The 22,177-nt window shown below is 61.2% G+C and carries 12 protein-coding genes; 7 read left to right on the top strand and 5 right to left on the bottom strand.

All coding sequences use genetic code 11. The features are described 5' to 3' along the window. Positions 1 to 9: 9 nt before the first annotated feature. Both aceE and aceF read left to right on the top strand, forming a co-directional pair. Positions 10 to 2,655: a pyruvate dehydrogenase (acetyl-transferring), homodimeric type gene (gene aceE / locus KI237_RS02925; protein ID WP_212798730.1), complete on the top strand. Its 2,646-nt coding sequence runs from the start codon at positions 10 to 12 to the stop codon at positions 2,653 to 2,655. Between the two features lie 11 nt (positions 2,656 to 2,666). Further along, a complete protein-coding gene (gene aceF, locus KI237_RS02920) occupies positions 2,667 to 4,304 on the top strand; it encodes a dihydrolipoyllysine-residue acetyltransferase (protein WP_212798729.1) in 1,638 nt (545 codons plus the stop codon). A 457-nt stretch (positions 4,305 to 4,761) separates the two neighbouring features. Here aceF and KI237_RS02915 read toward each other — a convergent pair. Continuing rightward, a protein-coding gene (locus KI237_RS02915; RefSeq protein ID WP_376741864.1) for an IS3 family transposase occupies positions 4,762 to 5,981 on the bottom strand; the annotation gives its coding sequence in 2 pieces (ribosomal slippage) (positions 4,762 to 5,636 and positions 5,636 to 5,981; 1,221 coding nt in all). Between the two features lie 42 nt (positions 5,982 to 6,023). On the opposite strand from KI237_RS02915, the gene KI237_RS02910 reads away from it, so the two are divergent. The 3 genes from KI237_RS02910 to msrA all read left to right on the top strand — a co-directional run bounded on the left by KI237_RS02910 (position 6,024) and on the right by msrA (position 11,065). Continuing rightward, positions 6,024 to 7,424, top strand: a complete 1,401-nt coding sequence (locus KI237_RS02910) for an alkaline phosphatase D family protein (RefSeq protein ID WP_212798728.1) — start codon at positions 6,024 to 6,026, stop codon at positions 7,422 to 7,424. A 182-nt stretch (positions 7,425 to 7,606) separates the two neighbouring features. After that, a complete protein-coding gene (locus tag KI237_RS02905; protein WP_212798727.1) occupies positions 7,607 to 10,300 on the top strand; it encodes a putative bifunctional diguanylate cyclase/phosphodiesterase in 2,694 nt (897 codons plus the stop codon). 117 nt (positions 10,301 to 10,417) lie between these two features. After that, positions 10,418 to 11,065 (top strand): peptide-methionine (S)-S-oxide reductase MsrA, encoded by a 648-nt coding sequence (msrA, locus tag KI237_RS02900; protein WP_212798726.1) that lies wholly within the window; start codon positions 10,418 to 10,420, stop codon positions 11,063 to 11,065. Between the two features lie 473 nt (positions 11,066 to 11,538). Here the strand turns inward: msrA and KI237_RS02895 are convergent, their stop codons facing one another. From KI237_RS02895 to KI237_RS02885, 3 genes are all read right to left on the bottom strand, one after another. Next, the gene (locus KI237_RS02895; RefSeq protein WP_212798725.1) at positions 11,539 to 12,378 is read right to left on the bottom strand and encodes a 23S rRNA (adenine(2030)-N(6))-methyltransferase RlmJ; all 840 of its coding nucleotides are present in this window, start codon (positions 12,376 to 12,378) and stop codon (positions 11,539 to 11,541) included. Positions 12,379 to 12,459: 81 nt separating this feature from the next. Continuing rightward, the gene (locus KI237_RS02890) at positions 12,460 to 13,191 is read right to left on the bottom strand and encodes a DUF4123 domain-containing protein (RefSeq protein WP_212798724.1); all 732 of its coding nucleotides are present in this window, start codon (positions 13,189 to 13,191) and stop codon (positions 12,460 to 12,462) included. Next, positions 13,188 to 15,242, bottom strand: a complete 2,055-nt coding sequence (locus tag KI237_RS02885) for a type VI secretion system Vgr family protein (protein ID WP_212798723.1) — start codon at positions 15,240 to 15,242, stop codon at positions 13,188 to 13,190. The genes KI237_RS02890 and KI237_RS02885 overlap by 4 nt, the downstream gene beginning before the upstream one ends. A 267-nt stretch (positions 15,243 to 15,509) precedes the next feature. Here KI237_RS02885 and KI237_RS02880 point away from each other — a divergent pair, with 267 nt between their 5' ends. Next, entirely contained in the window at positions 15,510 to 16,004 is a 495-nt protein-coding gene (locus KI237_RS02880) for a DUF2165 family protein (RefSeq protein WP_212798722.1), read from the top strand. Positions 16,005 to 16,208: 204 nt separating this feature from the next. On the opposite strand, the gene putP is transcribed toward KI237_RS02880, so the two are convergent. Continuing rightward, positions 16,209 to 17,693, bottom strand: a complete 1,485-nt coding sequence (gene putP / locus KI237_RS02875) for a sodium/proline symporter PutP (protein WP_212798721.1) — start codon at positions 17,691 to 17,693, stop codon at positions 16,209 to 16,211. A gap of 463 nt (positions 17,694 to 18,156) precedes the next feature. Here putP and putA point away from each other — a divergent pair, with 463 nt between their 5' ends. After that, complete coding sequence (gene putA / locus KI237_RS02870) at positions 18,157 to 22,110, top strand: trifunctional transcriptional regulator/proline dehydrogenase/L-glutamate gamma-semialdehyde dehydrogenase (protein ID WP_212798720.1); 3,954 nt, start codon at positions 18,157 to 18,159, stop codon at positions 22,108 to 22,110. Positions 22,111 to 22,177: the final 67 nt, after the last annotated feature.

Raw genomic sequence — 22,177 nt, 5'->3', positions numbered from 1 at the left:
GAGCAAGCCATGCAAGACCTCGATCCCGTCGAAACCCAGGAATGGCTGGACGCCCTGGAATCGGTTCTCGACAAAGAAGGCGAAGACCGTGCTCATTATCTGATGACCCGTATGGGCGAACTTGCAACCCGCAGCGGTTCGCAACTGCCCTACGCCATCACCACGCCATACCGCAACACGATCCCCGTTACCCACGAAGCACGCATGCCTGGCGACCTGTTCATGGAACGCCGCATTCGCTCGCTGGTACGCTGGAACGCGTTGGCCATGGTCATGCGTACCAACCTGAAAGATTCTGACCTGGGCGGTCACATCTCCAGCTTCGCCTCCAGTGCGACGCTGTATGACATCGGTTTCAACTACTTCTTCCAGGCCCCGACCGACGAACACGGCGGCGACCTGATCTACTTCCAGGGTCACGCATCGCCAGGCGTCTATGCCCGTGCGTTCATGGAAGGCCGCATCACCGAAGACCAGATGAACAACTTCCGCCAGGAAGTGGACGGCAATGGCCTGTCCTCGTACCCGCACCCTTGGCTGATGCCGGACTTCTGGCAGTTCCCGACCGTTTCCATGGGCCTGGGCCCGATCCAGGCGATCTACCAGGCGCGCTTCATGAAGTACCTGGAAGCCCGTGGCTTCATCCCGGCCGGCAAGCAAAAAGTCTGGTGCTTCATGGGCGACGGCGAGTGCGACGAGCCGGAATCCCTGGGCGCAATCTCCCTGGCCGGCCGCGAGAAACTGGACAACCTGATCTTCGTCATCAACTGCAACCTGCAGCGCCTCGACGGCCCGGTTCGCGGCAACGCCAAGATCATCCAGGAACTCGAAGGCGTGTTCCGTGGTGCCCAGTGGAACGTCAACAAAGTCATCTGGGGCCGTTTCTGGGACCCGCTGCTGGCCAAGGACGTCGACGGCATCCTGCAACGTCGCATGGACGAAGTCATCGACGGCGAATACCAGAACTACAAGGCCAAGGACGGCGCGTTCGTCCGTGAGCACTTCTTCAATTCGCCTGAACTCAAGGCCATGGTTGCCGACTTGTCCGACGACGAGATCTGGAAACTCAACCGTGGCGGCCACGACCCGTACAAGGTCTATGCGGCGTACCACGAAGCGGTCAACCACAAAGAGCAGCCAACCGTCATCCTGGCCAAGACCATCAAGGGTTATGGCACCGGCGCCGGCGAAGCGAAGAACACCGCGCACAACACCAAGAAAGTCGATGTCGACAGCCTGAAGTTGTTCCGCGACCGCTTCGACATTCCGGTCAAGGACAGCGAGCTGGAAAACCTGCCGTTCTTCAAACCCGAAGAAGGCAGCGCCGAAGCCCGTTACCTGGCCGAGCGCCGTGCCGCGCTGGGCGGTTTCGTACCACAGCGTCGCGCCAAGAGCTTCAGCATCCCGACCCCGCCACTGGAGACCCTCAAGGCGATCCTGGACGGCTCGGGCGACCGTGAAATCTCCACCACCATGGCCTTCGTGCGGATCCTCGCGCAATTGGTCAAGGACAAGGAAATCGGCCAGCGCATCGTCCCGATCATCCCGGACGAAGCCCGTACCTTCGGTATGGAAGGCATGTTCCGCCAGTTGGGCATCTACTCGTCCGTCGGCCAGCTCTACGAGCCAGTCGATAAAGACCAGGTGATGTTCTACCGCGAAGACAAGAAAGGCCAGATCCTCGAAGAAGGCATCAACGAAGCGGGCGCCATGAGCTCGTTCATTGCCGCCGGTACTTCGTACTCCAGCCACAACCAGCCGATGCTGCCGTTCTACATCTTCTACTCGATGTTCGGCTTCCAGCGGATCGGCGACCTGGCCTGGGCGGCTGGCGACAGCCGTACCCGTGGCTTCCTGATCGGCGGTACCGCCGGCCGGACCACGCTGAACGGCGAAGGCCTGCAGCACGAAGACGGCCACAGCCACATGCTGGCCGGGACCATCCCGAACTGCCGCACCTATGATCCGACCTACGGCTACGAGCTGGCGGTGATCATCCAGGACGGCATGAAGAAGATGACCGAAGAGCAACAGGACGTCTTCTACTACATCACCGTGATGAACGAGTCCTACCAGCAGCCAGCCATGCCGGCCGGTGTCGAGGCAGGCATCGTCAAGGGCATGTACCTGCTTGAGGAAGACACCCGCGAAGCGGCGCACCACGTCCAGTTGATGGGCTCGGGCACCATCCTGCGCGAAGTGCGTGAAGCGGCGAAGATCCTGCGTGAAGAGTTCAACGTCGGTGCCGACGTGTGGAGCGTCACCAGCTTCAACGAACTGCGTCGCGACGGCCTGGCCGTAGAGCGCAGCAACCGCCTGCACCCTGGCCAGAAGCCAAAGCTGAGCTACGTCGAAGAATGCCTGAACGGCCGCAAAGGTCCGGTCATCGCCTCTACCGACTACATGAAGCTGTTCGCCGAGCAGATCCGCCAGTGGGTTCCTTCCAAGGAATTCAAAGTGCTGGGCACCGACGGTTTCGGCCGTAGCGACAGCCGCAAGAAGCTGCGTCACTTCTTCGAAGTCGACCGTAAGTTCGTTGTGTTGGCAGCCCTGGAAGCCCTGGCTGACCGTGGCGATATCGAACCCAAGGTGGTGGCCGAGGCCATCGTCAAGTTCGGCATCGATCCAGAAAAACGCAACCCACTGGACTGCTGAGGAGAATTTTCGTGAGCGAACTCATTCGCGTACCTGACATCGGCAGCGGTGAAGGTGAAGTAATTGAACTGTTTGTGAAGGTCGGCGACCGTATCGAAGCCGACCAGAGCATCCTGACGCTTGAATCGGACAAGGCCAGCATGGAAGTGCCTGCGCCGAAGGCCGGTGTGATCAAGAGCCTGAAAGTGAAGCTGGGCGATCGCCTGAAAGAAGGCGACGAACTGCTGGAGCTGGAAGTCGAGGGCGCCGCTGCGGCGCCTGAAGCACCCGCCCCTGCTGCGGCCCCGGCCGCGGCTGAAAAACCTGCCGCCGCACCGGCTGCCGAAGCGGCTCCCGCGCCAGCTGCTGCGCCTGCCGCTGCCACGGTCCAGGACATTCATGTCCCGGACATCGGCTCGTCGGGCAAGGCCAAGATCATCGAAGTACTGGTCAAGGTCGGCGACACCGTCGAAGCCGACCAGTCGCTGATCACCCTGGAATCCGACAAGGCCAGCATGGAAATCCCATCGCCAGCCGCCGGTGTGGTGGAAAGCGTCGAGATCAAGCTGGAAGACGAAGTCGGCACCGGTGACCTGATCCTGAAGCTCAAGGTCGCTGGCGCTGCGGCACCTGCCGCACCCGCCCAGGCCGCTGCGCCTGCTGCCAAGTCCGAAGCGGCCCCAGTTCCAGCCGCCGCACCTGCCGCCAAGGCCGAGGCTGCCCCAGCCCCGGTCGCCGCGCCTGCACCAAGCGGTGCCAAGGTGCACGCCGGCCCTGCGGTGCGTCAGCTGGCCCGTGAATTCGGCGTCGAGCTGTCTGCTGTCGGCCCGAGCGGCCCACACGGCCGCGTGCTGAAGGAAGACGTGCAAGCCTACGTCAAGGCCATGATGCAGAAGGCCAAGAACGCACCGGCCGAAGGCGCTTCGGGTGGCGCTGGCATCCCGCCGATCCCGGCAGTGGATTTCAGCCGCTTCGGCGAAACCGAAGAAGTGGCCATGACCCGCCTGATGCAGATCGGCGCGTCGAGCTTGCACCGCAGCTGGCTGAACATTCCCCACGTGACGCAGTTCGACCAGGCTGACATCACCGAGCTGGAAGCCTTCCGCGTTGCGCAGAAAGCCGTGGCGGAAAAGGCCGGCGTCAAGCTGACCGTACTGCCCCTGCTGCTCAAGGCCTGTGCGCACCTGCTCAAGGAACTGCCGGACTTCAACGCCTCCCTCGCCCCAAGCGGCAAGGCTGTGATCCGCAAGAAATACGTGCACATCGGCTTTGCCGTCGACACCCCGGAAGGCCTGCTGGTACCGGTCATCCGCAACGTCGACCAGAAGAGCCTGCTGCAACTGGCTGCCGAAGCCGCTGCCCTGGCCGAAAAAGCCCGGAACAAGAAGCTCACCGCCGATGACATGCAGGGCGCCTGCTTCACCATCTCCAGCCTCGGCCACATTGGCGGCACCGGCTTCACGCCGATCGTCAACGCGCCGGAAGTGGCGATCCTGGGTGTTTCCAAGGCCACCATCCAGCCTGTCTGGGACGGTAAAGCCTTCCAGCCGAAGCTGATGCTGCCACTGTCGCTGTCCTACGATCACCGTGTGATCAACGGCGCCGCCGCCGCACGCTTCACCAAGCGTCTGAGCGACCTGCTGGGCGACATCCGCACCATCCTGCTGTAACACCGGGCGGCCCTCCCTTGCGGAGGGCCATTCGGAGCACTGTTTTCCGAGCGCCACGCTCGTACCTCAACCCCGCCCGTTTGGCGGGGCTTTTTTTGCCTGGAATTCAAGCCAGGCAGCCTGGGTGCTGGATGTGCCGGCCTCATCGCGAGCAAGCTCGCTCCCACAGGAGCACCACAAGCCCTCTGTGGGAGCTTACTCGCGATGGCGGAAGGTCAGGTGGCGCAGCAACTTTCCTACCACACAAGTTTGAAATGACTACGCCTTCTGTTAGGCATTACTCACAACTTGCGCCCTCTCCCTGATCAATATTTATTCCGCATCGAGCCTTAGCATCAGAGGCTCAAGGCAACTTGATGTTTGCCCCCTCTACTGAAACTTCGAATGGATTCGAATATGTTCAAACCTACCGTTGGCCCCTGGACTTGCCCCTACAAAACCGGACACCAACTCCCTGTTAAATTGATGCTGCCGCCAAGCGCCTGAACTCCCTCGGCGAGCGATATTTCAAAGCGCTGTGCGGATGCTGCTCGTTGTAATGTTCGAAGGCAATTGCCAGGTTACGCAACGCCGTTTCCCGATCCGGTTTGGGCATGTGCGCCACGTAGTCACGCTTGATCGTCTTCACGAAGCTCTCCGCCATCCCGTTGCTCTGCGGGCTGCGAACTGGCGTGGTCACCGGCTGCAAACCGATCTGCCGAGCAAACAGGCGTGTCTGTTCGGCGGTGTACGCCGAGCCGTTGTCGCTTAGCCATTGCACCGGCGTGGTGGGCAATTGATCACCGAAGCGCTTCTCCACGCTTTCCAGCATCAAATCGCGGATATCATCGCCGCTGTACCCGGTCGGGCTTGCCACCCAGCCGATGGCTTCGCGATCACAGCAATCGAGGGCGAAGGTCACGCTCAGTTTGGCGCCGTCCTCGCAGCGGAACTCAAAGCCGTCCGAGCACCAACGCGTATTGCTGGTTTTCACGGCAATACGGCCTTCGTGCCGACGCGGCACGCCGGGCTGTTTGAGTCGACGCTCCAGCAGCAAGTTGTGATCACGCATGACCCGGTAAACCCGCTTCACATTGATCGCCGGCAGCGAATGGGTTTCACGTTCCCGACGCAGTAATCCCCAGACACGACGGTAGCCATAGCTGGGCAACTCGCTGACCTGCTGTTGGATTTCAACCACCAACTCAGCGTCGTCCACAGGTCTGCTTCGCCGTGTCTTGGGCGATACCGATTGCTTGATTCGAACCGTTAATTGCGAGCGCGCCACACCGAGACATTCGCTGACCAGCTTCACTGGTCGTCCCCCGGCAACAAGGGTGAGTGCGCAATCCATTTTCGCGACCGGGCGATCTCCACGGCCTCTTTGAGGATTTCGGCTTCCATCGTTTTCTTGCCCAGAATCCGTTGCAGTTCACGGATCTGCTTGAGCGCATCGCTCAGCTCGGAGGCCGGCACCACGGCTTCGCCAGCACTGACCGCCGACAGGCTGCCGTCCTGATACAGCTTGCGCCACAGGAATAACTGGTTGGCATTGATGCCGTTGCGTCGAGCGACGACCGACACACTTTGCCCTGGCTCAAGGCTCTCGCGAACCATGGCCAGCTTTTGCTCTGGACTCCAGCGGCGTCGCCGCTCCTGGCCCAAAAGCTCCCCACTCTTATCGTTGCTATTAGTCATAAACATAACCGTTTGCCTATCCCTTATCGTAAGGGGGAAACGGTGTCCTGTCTTTCATGGGGCTCGTTCAGCCCCATTGTCGGCCACACGACAACGGACCACGCCCGGATATTCCTGCGCGGCGATCGCGGCAACAACCGGGTATTCGCCGGTATTCGCCACCGGCGCCAAGGCGATACACGCTGGTCGAAAGGGCATTTTGTCGAATTGAAGGCCTACCGCGACATGTCCGATGTCATCGTGTTGAAAGGCCTTCAACCCGATACCGCCTACGAGTACCAGGCCGGCTGGTTCAGCCCCCTGAGCCCGAGCCATACCCTGGAAACCGTCCAGGAACTGCCGCTGCAATGGCCCAGGGACACCTACCGCCTACGCACACCGGCCAACAAAACCGATGCGCCACGCGCTTACATCGTGGGCTCTTGTCGCTACTTGCGAATCGCCGCCGGCACCCCGTTGCTACCGGGGCTGGGGGACCGCACCTTTGCCGGTATCAACCGCATCGTGGCGCAGGCCGAGCCACCGATCAGCGCGGTACTGATGACCGGCGATCAGGTTTATCTGGATGACCTGAATGTCATAGGACCGGACCGAACCTATCAGAACATTCTTTTCAGATACCGATCGGTATTTACCCAGCCGCATATCCGGAAACTGATGTCTGGCACCCCGACCTACATGATCCTTGACGACCATGAGATCGAAGACAACTGGCCCGCCAGGAAAACCGGTAACGACGATGTTCTATACGCCAACGCCATCGCCGCTTATAGGCTTTATCAGGCCAGTCACGGGCCCGCCCATGAACTGTCGGGCGACGGAACATTAGACAAGTCGTTAACCCGCTACTGGTACACCTTCACCCACGGCGATATTCAATGGTTCGTCACCGACAGCCGGACGCAACGCAACCTGTCGGCGCACGATCGGCGCATCCTCGACGAGGAGCAGGAGCAGTCCTTGCTTGAATGGCTCGTCAACAGCCCCGCCCGGGTCAAACTCATCGTGACCAGCGTCATGTTCTTCCCTGACAGCAAGCACAACGACGGCGATGCCTGGCAGGCCTTCCCGGAACAACGCCTGCGCCTGCTGGAAACCATTCGCCGCCATCGGATCAAAAACGTGGTTTTCGTCTCGGGCGATGTCCACGGCTCCATGACCAGCCGCCTGCGTCACAGCGAGGATCCTGATTTCGAGGTCAACACCGTGGTTTCCTCGCCGTTCTACAACAGTAAATGGCTACCTTTTGCGAAAGCCTCGGATTTTATTTTCAACAGGCCCATGGCCCACACCAAAAGCGGTGAGTACCGCTATGAACTGACCAGCAAAGTGGTGAGCCAGGACAACTTCGCCCGCCTGCATGTCACGACCCAGAGCCTTCAAGTCACCTTCCACGACCGGGACGGCACCCCCTTGCAGACCGTTCATATCCCACTGCAATGATTTTCCATGTCCTCTGATCGGTCGACGACTGGAGAAATCCTCTCGTCGGCCGATAAAAGGTTTATAGCACTTGGCCTTCATCTCTCTTGTCAGCCAGTGCCGCAATGATGCAACCTTGCGCCAATCCGTAATAACGAGGGCGTCAGCCCGGCGCGATCAGCATTTTCGAAGCGAGTTTCCCCATGAAAAGCCAACCCGATGCCGCCAGCCGTATGGCGGCCGAGGTAGTGACGCAGTTACCGGTGCCCTCGCGGCTCGGTATGCTGCGTTTCGAACGGCTGAATGAAGCAAGCTGGGCGCTGTTGTTCCTCGATCCCAACTGCGAGCGATACTTTGGCCTACCGGCGGTGGAGCTGTGCTCGCTGGTCAGTGCGCCTTACGCCAGCTTGATGGAGCCCGAAGCACGCTATCAGTTGCACGACGCCATCCAGCAACAATTGGCCCAGGCCGCGCATTACCAGATTCGCTACACGCTCCACACCGCCAAGGGCCCGATGAACGTGCTGGAGACGGGTGAAGCCTATAAGCAACACAATCGTCATCTGCTGCGCGGTTACCTGCTGGCGGTGGACAATTTGTTGCAAGGCGAACCCTCTATGCCAGCCCTGGACCTGGAAACCCAGAACTCACGCCTGCAGATCGCCCTGGAACTGAACCAGCGCGCCCAGCAAGAGCAGCTCCAGCACCTGGACCGGGTACGCGCCCAGCAGGACCTGATCCTGCTGCTGACCCGTCAACGCTACAGCGCCAACAACTCCCTGCTCGAAGCCGCCGAACTCATCACCCGCAGCGCCTGTGACATTTACCAGATCGACTGCGCCAGCCTCTGGAACCTGGAGAATGGCAAGCTGGTGCCGATCTCTGCCTACAACCGCGCATCCCAGGACTACTTCCTGCCAGCGGTCATCGATGCCAACGACTTTCCCGACTACATGGAGGCGCTGCAGACCTGCCGCGCCATTGACGCTCACAACGCGATCCGTGACCCGCGCACCCGGGAAATGGCCGAGAGCCTACGCGCCCGCGACGTCAATGCCATTCTCGACGCCAGCGTGCGCATCGACGGCCAGGTGGTGGGCGTGCTGTGCCTGGAGCAAGTGGGCGCCACCCGCGCCTGGCAGTCAGATGAAATCGCCTTTGCCGGCGAGCTGGCGGACCAGTTCGCCCAGGTCATCAACAACCACAACCGACGTACCGCCACCAGCGCCCTGCACTTGTTCCAGCGTGCGGTGGAGCAGAGCGCCAACGCGTTCCTGCTGGTCAATTGCGACGGTGTGGTGGAGTACGTCAACCCGAGCTTCACCGCGATCACTCAGTACACCACCGAGGAAGTCCACGGCCAGCGCCTCTCGGAACTGCCGGCCCTGGAAAACCTCAGCGAACTGCTGTTCGACGCGCCCTCGGCGCTGGCCCAGAGCAACAGTTGGCAGGGCGAGTTCAAGAGCCGGCGCAAGAACCTGGAACCCTACTGGGGCCAGTTGTCGATTTCCAAGGTCTACGGCGACAACCGTGAGCTGACCCACTACATCGGCATCTACGAAGACATCACCCAGACCAAACTGGCGCAGCAGCGCATCGAGCGCCTGGCCTACACCGACAACCTGACCAACCTGGGCAACCGTCCGGCGTTCATTCGCAACCTCGATGAACGCTTCGCCCGGGACAGTGATTCGCCCATCAGCCTGCTGCTGGTGGACATCGACAACTTCAAGCGCATCAACGACAGCCTCGGCCACCAGACCGGTGACAAATTGCTGATCAGCCTGGCCCGGCGCCTGCGCAACAGCTTGAGCCCCAGCGGCAGCCTGGCGCGATTTGCCAGTAACGAATTCGCGGTCCTGCTGGACGACACGGGCCTGGAATCCGGGCAGCAGATCGCCAGCCAGTTGCTGATGACCCTCGACAAACCCATGTTCGTCGATAACCAGTTGATCAGCGTGACCGGTTCCGTGGGCCTGGCCTGCGCGCCACTGCACGGCCGCGATCCGCAGACCCTGATGCGTAACGCCGGCCTGGCCCTGCACAAGGCCAAGGCCAACGGCAAGCATCAGGTCCAGGTGTTCACCGAGGCGCTGAATGCCGAGGCCAGCTACAAGCTGTTCGTGGAAAACAACCTGCGCCGCGCCTTGACCCAGAATGAACTGGACGTGTTCTACCAGCCCAAGTTGTGCCTACGCAGCGGCCGCCTGCTGGGCATGGAGGCGCTGCTGCGCTGGAACCATCCGGAAAAGGGCATGATCCGCCCGGACCAGTTCATCAGCGTGGCCGAAGAAACCGGCCTGATCATTCCCATCGGCAAATGGATCGCCCGCCAGGCCTGCCGCATGAGCAAGCAACTGACCGCCGCCGGCCTGGGCAACCTGCAAGTGGCGATCAACCTGTCGCCCAAGCAGTTCTCCGACCCGGACCTGGTCGCCTCCATCGCCAGCATTCTCAAGGAGGAACAACTGCCGGCCCGGCTGCTGGAACTGGAGCTGACCGAAGGCCTGTTGCTGGAAGCCACCGAAGACACCCATTTGCAGCTCGACCAGCTCAAGCGCCTGGGACTGACCCTGGCCATGGACGACTTCGGCACGGGTTATTCGTCCCTCAGTTACCTGAAGAAATTCCCGATCGACATCATCAAGATTGATCGCAGCTTCATCCACGAAATCCCGGACAACCAGGACGACATGGAAATCACCTCGGCGGTGATCGCCATGGCCCACAACCTGAAACTCAAGGTCGTGGCCGAAGGCATCGAAACCGCCCAGCAACTGACGTTCCTGCGGCGCCACCGCTGTGACGTCGGCCAGGGCTACCTGTTCGACCGGCCAATTCCCGGCGCCGAGCTGATCGAAAAGCTCAAGCGCTACCCCCGCGGGCCGCTTGTCTGACGGCCGCAGCCCCATACGTCCATCCCCTCGCCAACACTGTGTCTTTCTTAACTAATCGGCATTGGGCACACTGACGGTCTATTTCGCTCAATTCAATCTGACTGAGAGGACTGATCAATGGTCTTGCGCTCGGAAATCCTGGTGAATAAAAACGTGCTTCCTACTCAAGAACAAGCCCTGCCTGGCCGCGAAACGCCAATGAGCGTGCCGGAAAAACACTTCGTCCTCGACGCGCCGCTGCTGGGCCCGTTTGCCATGGACGTGGATTTCGCGATCTTTGGCCTCGGCTGCTTCTGGGGCGCAGAGCGCAAGTTCTGGCAGCGCGAAGGCGTGGTCAGTACAGCGGTGGGGTACGCCGGCGGCTTCACGCCGAACCCGACGTATGAAGAAGTCTGTTCGGGCCTGACCGGCCACAGTGAAGTGGTACTGGTGGTCTATGAGCCGGAAAAAGTCAGCTACGAGCAGCTTCTGAAAATGTTCTGGGAACTGCACAACCCGACCCAGGGCATGCGCCAGGGCAATGACATCGGTACCCAGTACCGCTCAGTGATCTATGCCACCAACCCGGCTCAACTGGCGGCGGCCAAGCACAGCGAGCAAGTCTTCCAGGCCGAGTTGACCAAGGCAGGCAAAGGCACCATCACCACCGAAATCGAAGAAGCACCGACGTTCTACTTCGCCGAGACCTACCACCAGCAATACCTGGCGAAGAACCCTGAAGGCTATTGCGGGATCGGCGGTACGGGCGTGACGTGCCCGATCTGACTCTCTAAGCCCAGACCCAGTGTGGGAGCTGAGCTTTGCTCGCGATGGCGGCAGCACATTCGACATCAATGCAGCTGAACCACCGTCATCGCGAGCAAGCTCGGCTCCCACAGGAATGGGTGGCGGTGGCAATTCCTGCGGACACCCCCCGCCCCCATGTGGGAGCTGAGCTTGCTCGCGATGGTGGCGGCACATTCAACATCAATGCAGCTGAACCACCGTCATCGCGAGCAAGCTCGGCTCCCACAGGGATGGGTGGCAGTGGCAATTCCTGCGGCCCCGCCCCCATGTGGGAGCGAGCTTGCTCGCGATGGTGGCGGCACATTCAACATCAATGCAGCTGAACCACCGTCATCGCGAGCAAGCTCGGCTCCCACAGGAATGGGTGACGGTGGCAATTCCTGCGGCCCCGTCCCCCCCATTTGGGAGCTGAGCTTGCTCGCGATGGCGGTCTTCCAGACGCCATCGTTGCATCAGCTTTCAGCGATCAACCAATCCATCTGCCACCCACCTTGGGTCTGCCCCAGTTTTTTCGACAGCCACGGCAGCAGTTCACGCAACTCCTCCTCCAACCCCCACGGCGGATTGGCAATCGCCAGGCCGGAGCCGTTCAGGCTATTGGGCGTCGCCAATGGGTGCACCAGCAGCTCCACGCGTAACAGCTTCGGGGCTCCCGTGCCGGCCAGGTCCTGGTAGAAGCGGCGCAACATCCGCTGGTCCTTCACCGGATACCAGATCGCCGCCACTGTCTGGCGCATCCGGCCAATGGCCTCCTTGAGGGAGGCAGCGCAGCGCTGCATCTCGTCCAGCTGTTCAAAGGGCGGATCGATCAACATCAGGGCACGCTTCTCTGCCACCGGCAGCAACGCCCGCGGCACATGCCAACCCTCACCCAGGTGCACCGCCACGCGACGGTCGCCTTTCATGTTGTCCTTGAGCAACACGCCGTCTTCAGGGTGTTTCTCATTGAGCAGCACACGGTCCTGGGAGCGGGTCAGGCGCCGCGCCAGCTCCGGCGAGCCCGGGTAGTAGCGCAACTGCCCGTCCGGGTTCATCTCGTGCAGCACCTTCATGTAATCGGCGGTCAGCGGCGGCAGATCACCCTCACCCCACAACCGCGCAATGCCTTCCAGGTACTCGCCGGTACGGTTGGCCTGGTCACCCTGCAAGTCGTACAGCCCGATGCCCGCGTGGGTATCAAGGTAGGCGAAGGGCTGCTCCTTGCGCGACATCAAGCCGATGAGGCGGGTCAAGGTCAGGTGTTTGAACACATCGGCGTGATTGCCGGCGTGGAAGGCGTGGCGATAATTCATGGCGGCTCCTGCGAAGGGCGACGAGTTTACCTCGAAGCGCGTCGCACGTCAGGGGTTCGCAGCCCGGCGGACAGGCCAGCATCAGCCCAGCTCTCGCAGCAAATACGCCTGCAATGGCGCCTTTAACGCCTCAGCAGGCCTGGATCGCTCAAGAAAGTGGGCAATCTTGCAGCGCAGGACGCTGCCATCGACCCGCTCGAACACTTGCGGATGTTCTTCACCGAGCCAAGTGAGCACGTTGTCCAGCAGACAGTCCGTCGGGCTCTCGGCCATCGCGTCCAACAGAGCGACAGGCACTTGCCACCAGGGAAAAGCCTGGGCCGGCCGCTGGGCATTTCCCACGACCTCAAGGGACCGCCCGTTGATCAGGCAACGTTTGATAACCGGCAAGAGTTGCCCGGCCTCCACTTCCGTCGATTGCAGGATCGGCCCCATAAAGCGCCCATCCCAAAAACGCAGGAAGACCGGCTTGCCACCAGGCAACAGCACCTGCGTGAGCCCCCGCAAATGTTCGGCAAGGGTTTGCTGGTCCACACCCGAAACCGCCAGCCAACCCCAATCGAGCGAGTCGGTGGCGACTATCCAATCAAGAAAGCCGCTGTTCGCGCTGACAAGCCCTACATAGGGCATGACCGATTCCCACTCGGCGTAAGGTGTGTCGGCCCAGATCGGGCTCGCCTGCGAGTTCATCGAGCGCCGCCAGGCCGACAATACCCCGGCACTGCTGACGTTGCTGAAAATGGCGAAAAGTTGCTCGCAGGCCTGCAAAGGATGTTCCTCAAGCCAGGCGCGGGGAGATTGACTGCTGTTCATGGCCGCTCCTGGGCATCGACAGGTTTGTGAAAGACCGACGGCGCTACGCAGGCGCCGTTTCTGCAACGTTCACACTCCTCGCAGAACGGCGCCGAGCCTTGGAAACTGAGTGTTTGCGCAAGGGAAAGCGCAGGCGCTGCAGCGACCCGCTTCTCGGCGCTGCCTGGAGAGCCCGATGCCGCGCTCATGACCGCCATCGGCGCCCCTCCGACCTCGATCGGCACGCTGCTGGAGATCCCGCCGGCCCCGATATTGATCCAATGGCCGCCGGCCTGGAGGGTCACGCTGGCTCCCGCGTCCAACACCACGTGTTGGCCGGCGCTGACATGAAACTGCTGGCTGGCACTCAGGACCTGGCTGGTGACGCGGATATGCCGCTCGCCACTCACCAGCAGATGATCGTCCTGCCGCACTTCTGCCCGACGGCGCCCATGGGTAAGGCGCTGCTCATCGGCCTTGAGCTCGTGTCGCGCCGTACCCGTGACGACAATGTTGCGCTCATGATCGACCTGTACCCGCTGGTCATGCAGCACATGCTGGGTCCAGTTTCGCTGGGCCCGCAGGTAGATCTCCTCGGCCCCCTTGCGATCTTCGATGCGCAGTTCGTTGTAACCTCCCCCGCCGGGGCTGCTGCGGCTGCGCAGCAGGCTGCGGGTCTTGTCCGCCGGCAAGTCCAGCGGCACCGGGTTGGCGCCATTGGGCAGGCAACCCACCACCAACGGCTTGTCCACGTCACCATCAATGAACCCGACCAGGACTTCCATGCCAACCCGGGGGATCATCACTGCGCCATAGTGATCGTGGGCCCAACCGGAGGCCACACGCAGCCAGCAACTGGAATGCTCGTCGTGTTTACCGTCGCGATCCCAGACCAGCTGCACCTTGACCCGGCCGAATTCATCGCAATGGATCTCGCTGTCCACCGGTCCGGTCACCACCGCTGACTGATAACCATGGGCCCGAGGCTTTTCGTGATGCAAAGGTGGCCGAAAGAACACGTCCCATGGCGTGGCGAGAAAGGTATTTCTGTAGCCCTGGAATTCATTCGGGCCGGCGGCGGCTGTTTCTTCCAGCACCTGCGGTTGACGGCCATGATGGTCGATCTGCGTCAGGAGCCAGAGATCATTCCACGGTTGCCGGGGATGCTCCTTGATGCGCATGAAATGTCCGCTGACCAGGGCGCTTTCATTGCTGCCACCTTCTGCCACGCAGTGGTCGGTGCCATGGCGCTCAAGGGCGCGCCGGGTCAGATGCTTGCCGTCGTCACGGGCGCAGAAACCGCCGGGGTAGCGATAGTCTTCGAGCGCAGGGCGCTGCCGATTGTCCAGGTGGGTTTGCAATAACAAGCCGGGCTTGCGGAAGTCGTAATCGCGCAACGTCACGGCAGTGGTGCAGGTCTGGAGCCGCACCGCCAGGCGCTTGATTGCCGGCTCGTCGGCGACCATGCCGCTGTCCGCCATGTACAACGTCGACTCGGGCAGGCGGGAAAACACCGTCTGGTCGTCACCGAACACCAGCAGATGGCCATCCGGACGGTGCCTGAAGTGATAATGGATGCCGACTTCGGCGCATATCCGCTCGATGAAGACCAGATCGCTTTCGCCATACTGCACACAATACTCGCGTTCGAGGTACTGCCCGCCAAGCGTGAACTGGCAGGCATCCGCCAGGATCCCGTGCTCCTTCAACACCCGGGCAACGATATCGGGCACGCTCAGGTGCTGGAAAATCCGCTGGTTGATGCGATGCCGCAAGTAGGCCAGACGCGGCACCAGGCTGATCTGGTAACGGGTCAGGCGCTTGCCCGAATCCCCCTGGGCCACGCTATAGACCTGACCGTGTATGCCACCCTGCCAGGCATCGAACCGCAGAAATGCCTGGCGATGCAGGAGCTCTTCCAGCGCCAGGTCGGACCGTTCACTGACCAGTTCCAGGTCAAAACGATAGGGTTGGCTGATGGCTTCCTTGCCCTTGAACTCAAGCACCTTGAGCTCATTCGGTACGCCGTCGAGCGTCAGCGTGAAACGCGGTTGGTTGGCAGGCGGGAACATCCGATGTGCCTCTGCGAAATGGAGGCGGGCGATTCTGCATGAGCCCCACGCAAAGCTGAGCGACCGTCATGAAAAACAGATTTGCCTTACACCCAAGAAGATAAAAGCACGCAGCATGCGCTGTGCTTTCCGACAGACATTCCTTGCATGGCGGCAAACTGAAGTCGCTGCCCGAACAACCAGCAACTTCCTGCAAAGTGACGGCCCCCGGGACTGCAACTGGCCGTGCTAACGTTCTTTCGTCGCAAAAAAGCAAAGGACGCACCGATGACGATCCGTTACGCAAAAATCGCAATGACCTTGGCACTCGCCGCCTTCGCCTTCCTGACCGTGTTCAATAACATCACGGACTACAGCTCCAACTTCAATTTCGTCCATCACGTACTGAGCATGGATACCACCTTCCCCGACAACGCCGCCCGGTACCGGGCCATCGATCAACCGTGGATGTGGCACGGTGCCTATTGGCTGATCATCCTCGGCGAAGCGCTGACGGCAGGGTTGCTGGGTTACGGCGCACTGAAACTGTGGCAGGTGCGTCAAGCCGAAGCCCTGGTGTTCGCACGCGCCAAGGGGTGGGCCGTTGCCGGTCTGACAGTGGGCTTCTTCGTCTGGTTCTTTGGTTTCATGGTCGTCGGCGGCGAGTGGTTCCTGATGTGGCAATCAGAAATCTGGAATGGCCAGGACGCTGCGTTCAGGTTCTATATGGCGATCCTGGGCGTGTTGATCTTTCTCAACCAGCCCGATATCGACATGCAGTGACAGGCATGTGTGCGAGCTTGCTCGCGATGCGCTGCCACATTCAGCATCCAGGCAAACTGATACACCGCTATCGCGAGCAAGCTCGCTCCCACACGGAATAGGCCCACGGTCGATAAATTCCGCCAAAAAAAAGCCCGACTCCATTGGAGACGGGCCTTTTTCATGCAAACCCTCCTGCGAGCCATCGAGGCCGCGCTGGAGGCCTTACTGGTTCAAACGAAAATCTTTTTCCGCCGCGTCGAAACGCTGCAGCATACCCGCGGTAGGCGAGCCCATCTTGCTGACAATGTAGATGGCCACACTGGCGAAGATGAAGCCCGGGATGATTTCGTACAGGCCCAGCAACGCGAAATGCTTCCAGACGATCACGGTGATCGCACCCACCAGGATGCCGGCGAGCGCGCCATTGCGGGTCATGTGCTTCCAGATCACGGAGATCAGGACAACCGGACCGAACGCGGCACCAAAACCGGCCCAGGCGTAGCTCACCAGACCCAGTACACGGTTTTCCGGGTTGGCGGCCAGGGCGATGGCGACCAAGGCCACCAGCAGCACCATGGCGCGGCCGACCCAGACCAGTTCCAGTTGGGAAGCGCTTTTGCGCAGGAAGGTCTTGTAGAAGTCTTCGGTCAAGGCACTGGAGCACACCAGCAACTGGCAACTGAGGGTACTCATCACCGCCGCCAGGATGGCCGACAGCAACACGCCGGCAACCCATGGGTTGAACAGGATCTTCGCCAGCTCGATGAACACGCGCTCTGGGTTATCAGTCACGGGACCGGCCACATCAGGGTGCGCCGAGAAGTAAGCGATCCCGAAGAAGCCAACGGCCACGGTGCCACCCAGGCAGAGAATCATCCAGGTCATGGAGATGCGACGCGCCTTGGCGATCGACTTGACCGAGTCGGCGGCCATGAAGCGCGCCAGGATGTGCGGTTGGCCGAAGTAGCCCAGGCCCCAGCCCATCAACGAGATCACGCCAATGAAGGTGGTGTTTTTCAGCATGTCGAACGACGTAGGATCTTTCGCTTCGATCGCCAGGAACGTGGTGTCCACGCCGCCCGTGGCCAGCAGCACAATGATCGGCGTGAGAATCAGCGCGAAGATCATCAGGGTGGCTTGCACGGTGTCTGTCCAGCTCACGGCCAGGAAACCGCCGACGAAGGTGTAGGCGATGGTCGCCGCGGCACCGGCCCACAGCGCTGTCTCGTAGGACATGCCGAAGGTGCTTTCGAACAGACGGGCGCCAGCGACGATGCCGGAAGCGCAGTAGATGGTGAAGAACACCAGGATCACCACCGCAGAGATGATCCGCAGCAGGCCGCTCTTGTCTTCGAAACGGCTGGAGAAGTAATCCGGCAGCGTCAGGGCGTCACCGTTGTGCTCGGTCTGTACCCGCAGGCGACCGGCCACGAACAGCCAGTTCAGGTAGGCACCGATGATCAGGCCGATGGCGATCCAGCTTTCCGACAGGCCGGACATGTAGATGGCACCCGGCAACCCCATCAACAACCAGCCGCTCATGTCGGAAGCACCGGCGGACAATGCCGTGACCACGCTGCCCAGGCTGCGACCGCCCAGGATGTAATCGGAAAGGTTATTGGTGGAGCGGTAAGCCATCAGGCCGATCAGGACCATGGCTGCGATGTAGATCACGAAAGTGATCAAGGTGGGATTACTAACACTCATGAGTTACGCCCTGGCTTTGTTTTTATGATGCGGTGGCAGTTGAAAGCGTCGACAACATAGACGTTGTAGCGACGATTTGCGGTCCCGCGAATTTATGACTGATGTTTCCCCAGGAAAGCCATCAGCCGATGCCCCTCGACTTTGACGCCGGTTGCACCTTGGCCACGAATGCTATTCAACAAATCAAATAAGGTGCAACCAGTTTCGCTCGAATAAGTTGCACCTGATCGGTTTTATCGCAAAATCCGTGCTTTTTGCTCCCTTTTAGTGCAGTTCCCAGCACTCAGCTAGACGCCAAAGCACTAAGCCAGTGCAAGATAGACGGGGCAGAATTTACTTCCAGATGAACTGCCGGTCATTTCGAGAAAAAAAGGGTTGCACCCGGTTGCACCTCAATCACCGCGCAGCTAATCTTGCCGCCAGCTGATGCCACGCCATACGTGGTAAACATGAGGATAAAAATATGGCTACCACCACCCTTGGGGTCAAACTCGATGACCCGACCCGCGAACGCCTCAAGGCCGCCGCAACCTCGATTGATCGCACGCCGCACTGGCTGATCAAGCAGGCAATTTTCAATTACCTGGAAAAACTCGAGGGTGGTGCAACCCTGACCGAGCTGAACGGTTCACCTCGCACCGACAGCGATGATGCCGGCGATGTGCAGGTCGACCATGCTCACCAATGCTTCCTCGAATTTGCCGAGAGCATCCTGCCGCAATCGGTCCTGCGCGCCTCCATCACTGCTGCTTACCGCCGCCCAGAGCCGGAAGTGGTGCCGATGCTGATCGAGCAGGCCCGCCTGCCGGCACAAATGGCCGAAGCCACCAACAAGCTGGCGGCTTCGATTGCTGAAAAACTGCGCAACCAGAAAAGTGCCGGCGGCCGTGCCGGTATCGTTCAGGGTTTACTGCAGGAATTTTCCCTGTCTTCCCAGGAAGGTGTAGCACTGATGTGCCTGGCCGAGGCGCTGCTGCGCATCCCGGACAAAGGCACCCGTGACGCCCTGATCCGCGACAAGATCAGCACCGGCAACTGGCAGCCACACCTGGGCAACAGCCCGTCGCTGTTCGTCAACGCCGCCACTTGGGGCCTGCTGCTGACCGGTAAACTGGTCGCCACCCATAACGAAGCCGGCCTGACCTCCTCCCTGAGCCGTATCATCGGCAAGAGCGGCGAGCCGATGATCCGCAAGGGCGTCGACATGGCCATGCGCCTGATGGGCGAGCAGTTCGTCACCGGCGAAACCATCGCCGAGGCCCTGGCCAACGCCAGCAAGTTCGAAGCCAAGGGTTTCCGCTATTCCTACGACATGCTGGGTGAAGCCGCGCTCACCGAACATGACGCCCAGAAATACCTGGCCTCGTACGAACAAGCCATCCACTCGATCGGCAAAGCCTCCCACGGTCGTGGGATTTATGAAGGCCCGGGCATTTCCATCAAGCTGTCCGCCCTGCACCCGCGTTACAGCCGCGCCCAGTACGAGCGCGTCATGGAAGAGCTGTACCCGCGCCTGCTGTCGCTGACCCTGCTGGCCAAGCAATACGACATCGGTCTGAACATCGACGCCGAAGAGGCCGACCGCCTCGAATTGTCCCTGGATCTGCTCGAGCGCCTGTGCTTCGAACCGCAACTGACCGGCTGGAACGGCATCGGCTTCGTGATCCAGGCCTACCAGAAGCGTTGCCCGTATGTGATCGACTACGTCATCGATCTGGCCCGCCGCAGCCGTCATCGCCTGATGATCCGCCTGGTGAAAGGCGCGTACTGGGACAGCGAGATCAAGCGCGCCCAGGTTGAAGGCCTGGAAGGCTATCCGGTCTATACCCGCAAGGTGTACACCGACGTGTCCTACATCGCTTGCGCCCGCAAGCTGCTGTCGGTGCCCGAAGTTATTTACCCGCAGTTCGCCACGCACAACGCCCATACCCTGGCAGCCATCTACCACATCGCCGGTCAGAACTATTACCCGGGGCAGTACGAATTCCAGTGCTTGCACGGCATGGGTGAACCGCTGTACGAACAGGTTGTAGGCAAGGTTTCCGAAGGCAAGCTGAACCGTCCGTGCCGCGTGTACGCACCGGTCGGCACCCACGAGACACTGCTGGCTTATCTGGTACGTCGCCTGTTGGAAAACGGCGCGAACACTTCGTTCGTCAACCGTATCGCTGACCAATCGATTTCGATCCAGGAGCTGGTGGCCGATCCAGTGGCCAGCATCGAGCAGATGGCGACGCTGGAAGGCGGTTTCGGCCTGCCACACCCGCGCATCCCACTGCCGCGCGACCTGTATGGCAGCGACCGCGCCAACTCCAGCGGCATCGACCTGGCCAACGAGCATCGCCTGGCATCGCTGTCCTGCGCCCTGCTTGCCACTGCCCATAACGATTGGAAAGCCGTGCCGATGCTCGGCTGTGCCGCCAGCGAAGAAACCCCGGCCCCCGTACTGAACCCGTCCGATCACCGCGACGTGGTCGGCCATGTGCAGGAAGCCACGGTCGTCGACGTCGACAACGCCATTCAGTGCGCCCTTAACGCCGCACCGATCTGGCAGGCCACGCCACCGGCCGAGCGCGCCGCGATCCTTGAGCGTGCCGCCGACCTGATGGAAGGCGAGATCCAGCCGCTGATGGGCCTGCTGGCCCGCGAAGCCGGCAAGACCTTCGCCAACGCCATTGCCGAAGTGCGTGAAGCCGTGGATTTCCTGCGCTACTACGCGGTACAGGCTCGCAACGACTTCACCAACGACGCCCACCGCCCACTGGGTCCGGTGGTCTGCATCAGCCCGTGGAACTTCCCGCTGGCGATTTTCAGCGGCCAGGTCGCCGCTGCCCTGGCCGCCGGCAACCCGGTATTGGCCAAGCCCGCCGAGCAGACGCCATTGGTGGCTGCCCAGGCTGTGCGCCTGATGCTCGAAGCCGGCATTCCGGAGGGCGTGCTGCAACTGCTGCCGGGTCGCGGCGAAACCGTCGGTGCCCGCCTGGTGGGTGACGAGCGGGTCAAAGGCGTGATGTTCACCGGCTCCACCGAGGTCGCGCGCCTGCTGCAACGCAACATCGCCGGTCGCCTGGACAACCAGGGCCGTCCGATCCCGTTGATCGCCGAAACCGGTGGCCAGAACGCCATGATCGTCGACTCCTCGGCGCTCACCGAACAAGTGGTCATCGACGTGGTTTCGTCAGCCTTCGACAGTGCCGGCCAGCGCTGCTCGGCCCTGCGGGTCCTGTGCCTGCAGGAAGATTCCGCCGACCGCGTCATCGAAATGCTCAAGGGCGCCATGGCCGAATCTCGCCTTGGCAACCCTGAACGCCTGTCCGTGGACATCGGCCCGGTGATCGACGCCGAAGCCAAGGCCGGCATCGAGAAACACATCCAGGCCATGCGCGACAAAGGTCGCAACGTGTACCAGATGGCAATCGCCGACAGCGACGAATGCAGGCGCGGCACCTTCGTGATGCCAACCCTGATCGAACTGGAAAGCTTCGACGAGCTGCAACGCGAGATTTTCGGCCCGGTGTTGCACGTGGTCCGCTACAAGCGCAAGGAACTGGATCAGTTGATCAACCAGATCAACGCGTCCGGCTACGGCCTGACCCTGGGCGTGCACACGCGCATCGACGAGACCATCGCCAAGGTCATCGACAATGTGCATGCGGGCAACGTCTACGTGAACCGCAACATTGTCGGGGCTGTGGTCGGCGTGCAGCCGTTCGGCGGCGAAGGCCTGTCGGGTACCGGTCCCAAGGCCGGTGGTCCGCTGTACCTGTACCGCCTGCTGTCGACACGTCCTACCGATGCCATCCAGCAATCCTTCGCCCGTGGCGATGCCCTCACCGCGCCGGACCTGCGTTTGCGCGAAGCCATGGGTAAACCCCTGGCCGCGCTGCAAGCCTGGGCCGACAGCCAGAAGCTCGCCGAGCTGAGCACCCTGTGCGCGCAATTCGCGGCCCAGTCGCAAAGCGGCATTACCCGGACCCTGACCGGCCCGACAGGCGAACGCAACAGCTACGCCATCCTGCCGCGAGAGCACGTGTTGTGCCTGGCCGACGTGGAAGGCGACCTGCTGACGCAACTGGCGGCGGTACTGGCCGTGGGCGGCTCGGCCGTGTGGCCGGAAACCGACACCAGCAAGGCCTTGTTCGCCCGTTTGCCGAAAGACCTTCAGGCGCGCATCCAGCGGGTGGCTGACTGGACCAAGGACGACGTGCTGTTCGACGCTGTCCTGCATCACGGCGATTCGGACCAACTGCGCGGCGTTTGCCAGCAAGTGGCCAAGCGTGCCGGCGCCATCGTCGGGGTGCATGGTTTGTCCCAGGGCGAAACCAGCGTGGCGCTGGAGCGTCTGGTGATCGAGCGGGCCTTGAGCGTCAACACCGCGGCCGCGGGTGGTAATGCCAGCTTGATGACTATCGGCTAAGCGACATAACTGAGCATCTGCAATGGATGCTCAGTCCACCGACCCTGTGGGAGCAAAGCTTGCTCGC

The sequence above is a fragment of the Pseudomonas sp. St316 genome, from assembly GCF_018325905.1.
Lineage (GTDB): Bacteria > Pseudomonadota > Gammaproteobacteria > Pseudomonadales > Pseudomonadaceae > Aquipseudomonas.
The sequence above is the reverse complement of the archived record's forward strand: the minus strand, read 5'-3'. Positions and strand labels throughout refer to the sequence as shown.

Excerpts from the sequence above, each read along its gene's own strand:
- KI237_RS02890 (WP_212798724.1), bottom strand. The coding sequence starts at position 13,191 with ATGAACAGCAGTCAATCTCCCCGCGCCTGGCTTGAGGAACATCCTTTG.
- KI237_RS02895 (WP_212798725.1), bottom strand. The coding sequence starts at position 12,378 with ATGAATTATCGCCACGCCTTCCACGCCGGCAATCACGCCGATGTGTTC.
- msrA (WP_212798726.1), top strand. The coding sequence starts at position 10,418 with ATGGTCTTGCGCTCGGAAATCCTGGTGAATAAAAACGTGCTTCCTACT.
- KI237_RS02885 (WP_212798723.1), bottom strand. The coding sequence starts at position 15,242 with ATGTTCCCGCCTGCCAACCAACCGCGTTTCACGCTGACGCTCGACGGC.
- KI237_RS02880 (WP_212798722.1), top strand. The coding sequence starts at position 15,510 with ATGACGATCCGTTACGCAAAAATCGCAATGACCTTGGCACTCGCCGCC.
- KI237_RS02905 (WP_212798727.1), top strand. The coding sequence starts at position 7,607 with ATGAAAAGCCAACCCGATGCCGCCAGCCGTATGGCGGCCGAGGTAGTG.
- putA (WP_212798720.1), top strand. The coding sequence starts at position 18,157 with ATGGCTACCACCACCCTTGGGGTCAAACTCGATGACCCGACCCGCGAA.
- aceE (WP_212798730.1), top strand. The coding sequence starts at position 10 with ATGCAAGACCTCGATCCCGTCGAAACCCAGGAATGGCTGGACGCCCTG.
- putP (WP_212798721.1), bottom strand. The coding sequence starts at position 17,693 with ATGAGTGTTAGTAATCCCACCTTGATCACTTTCGTGATCTACATCGCA.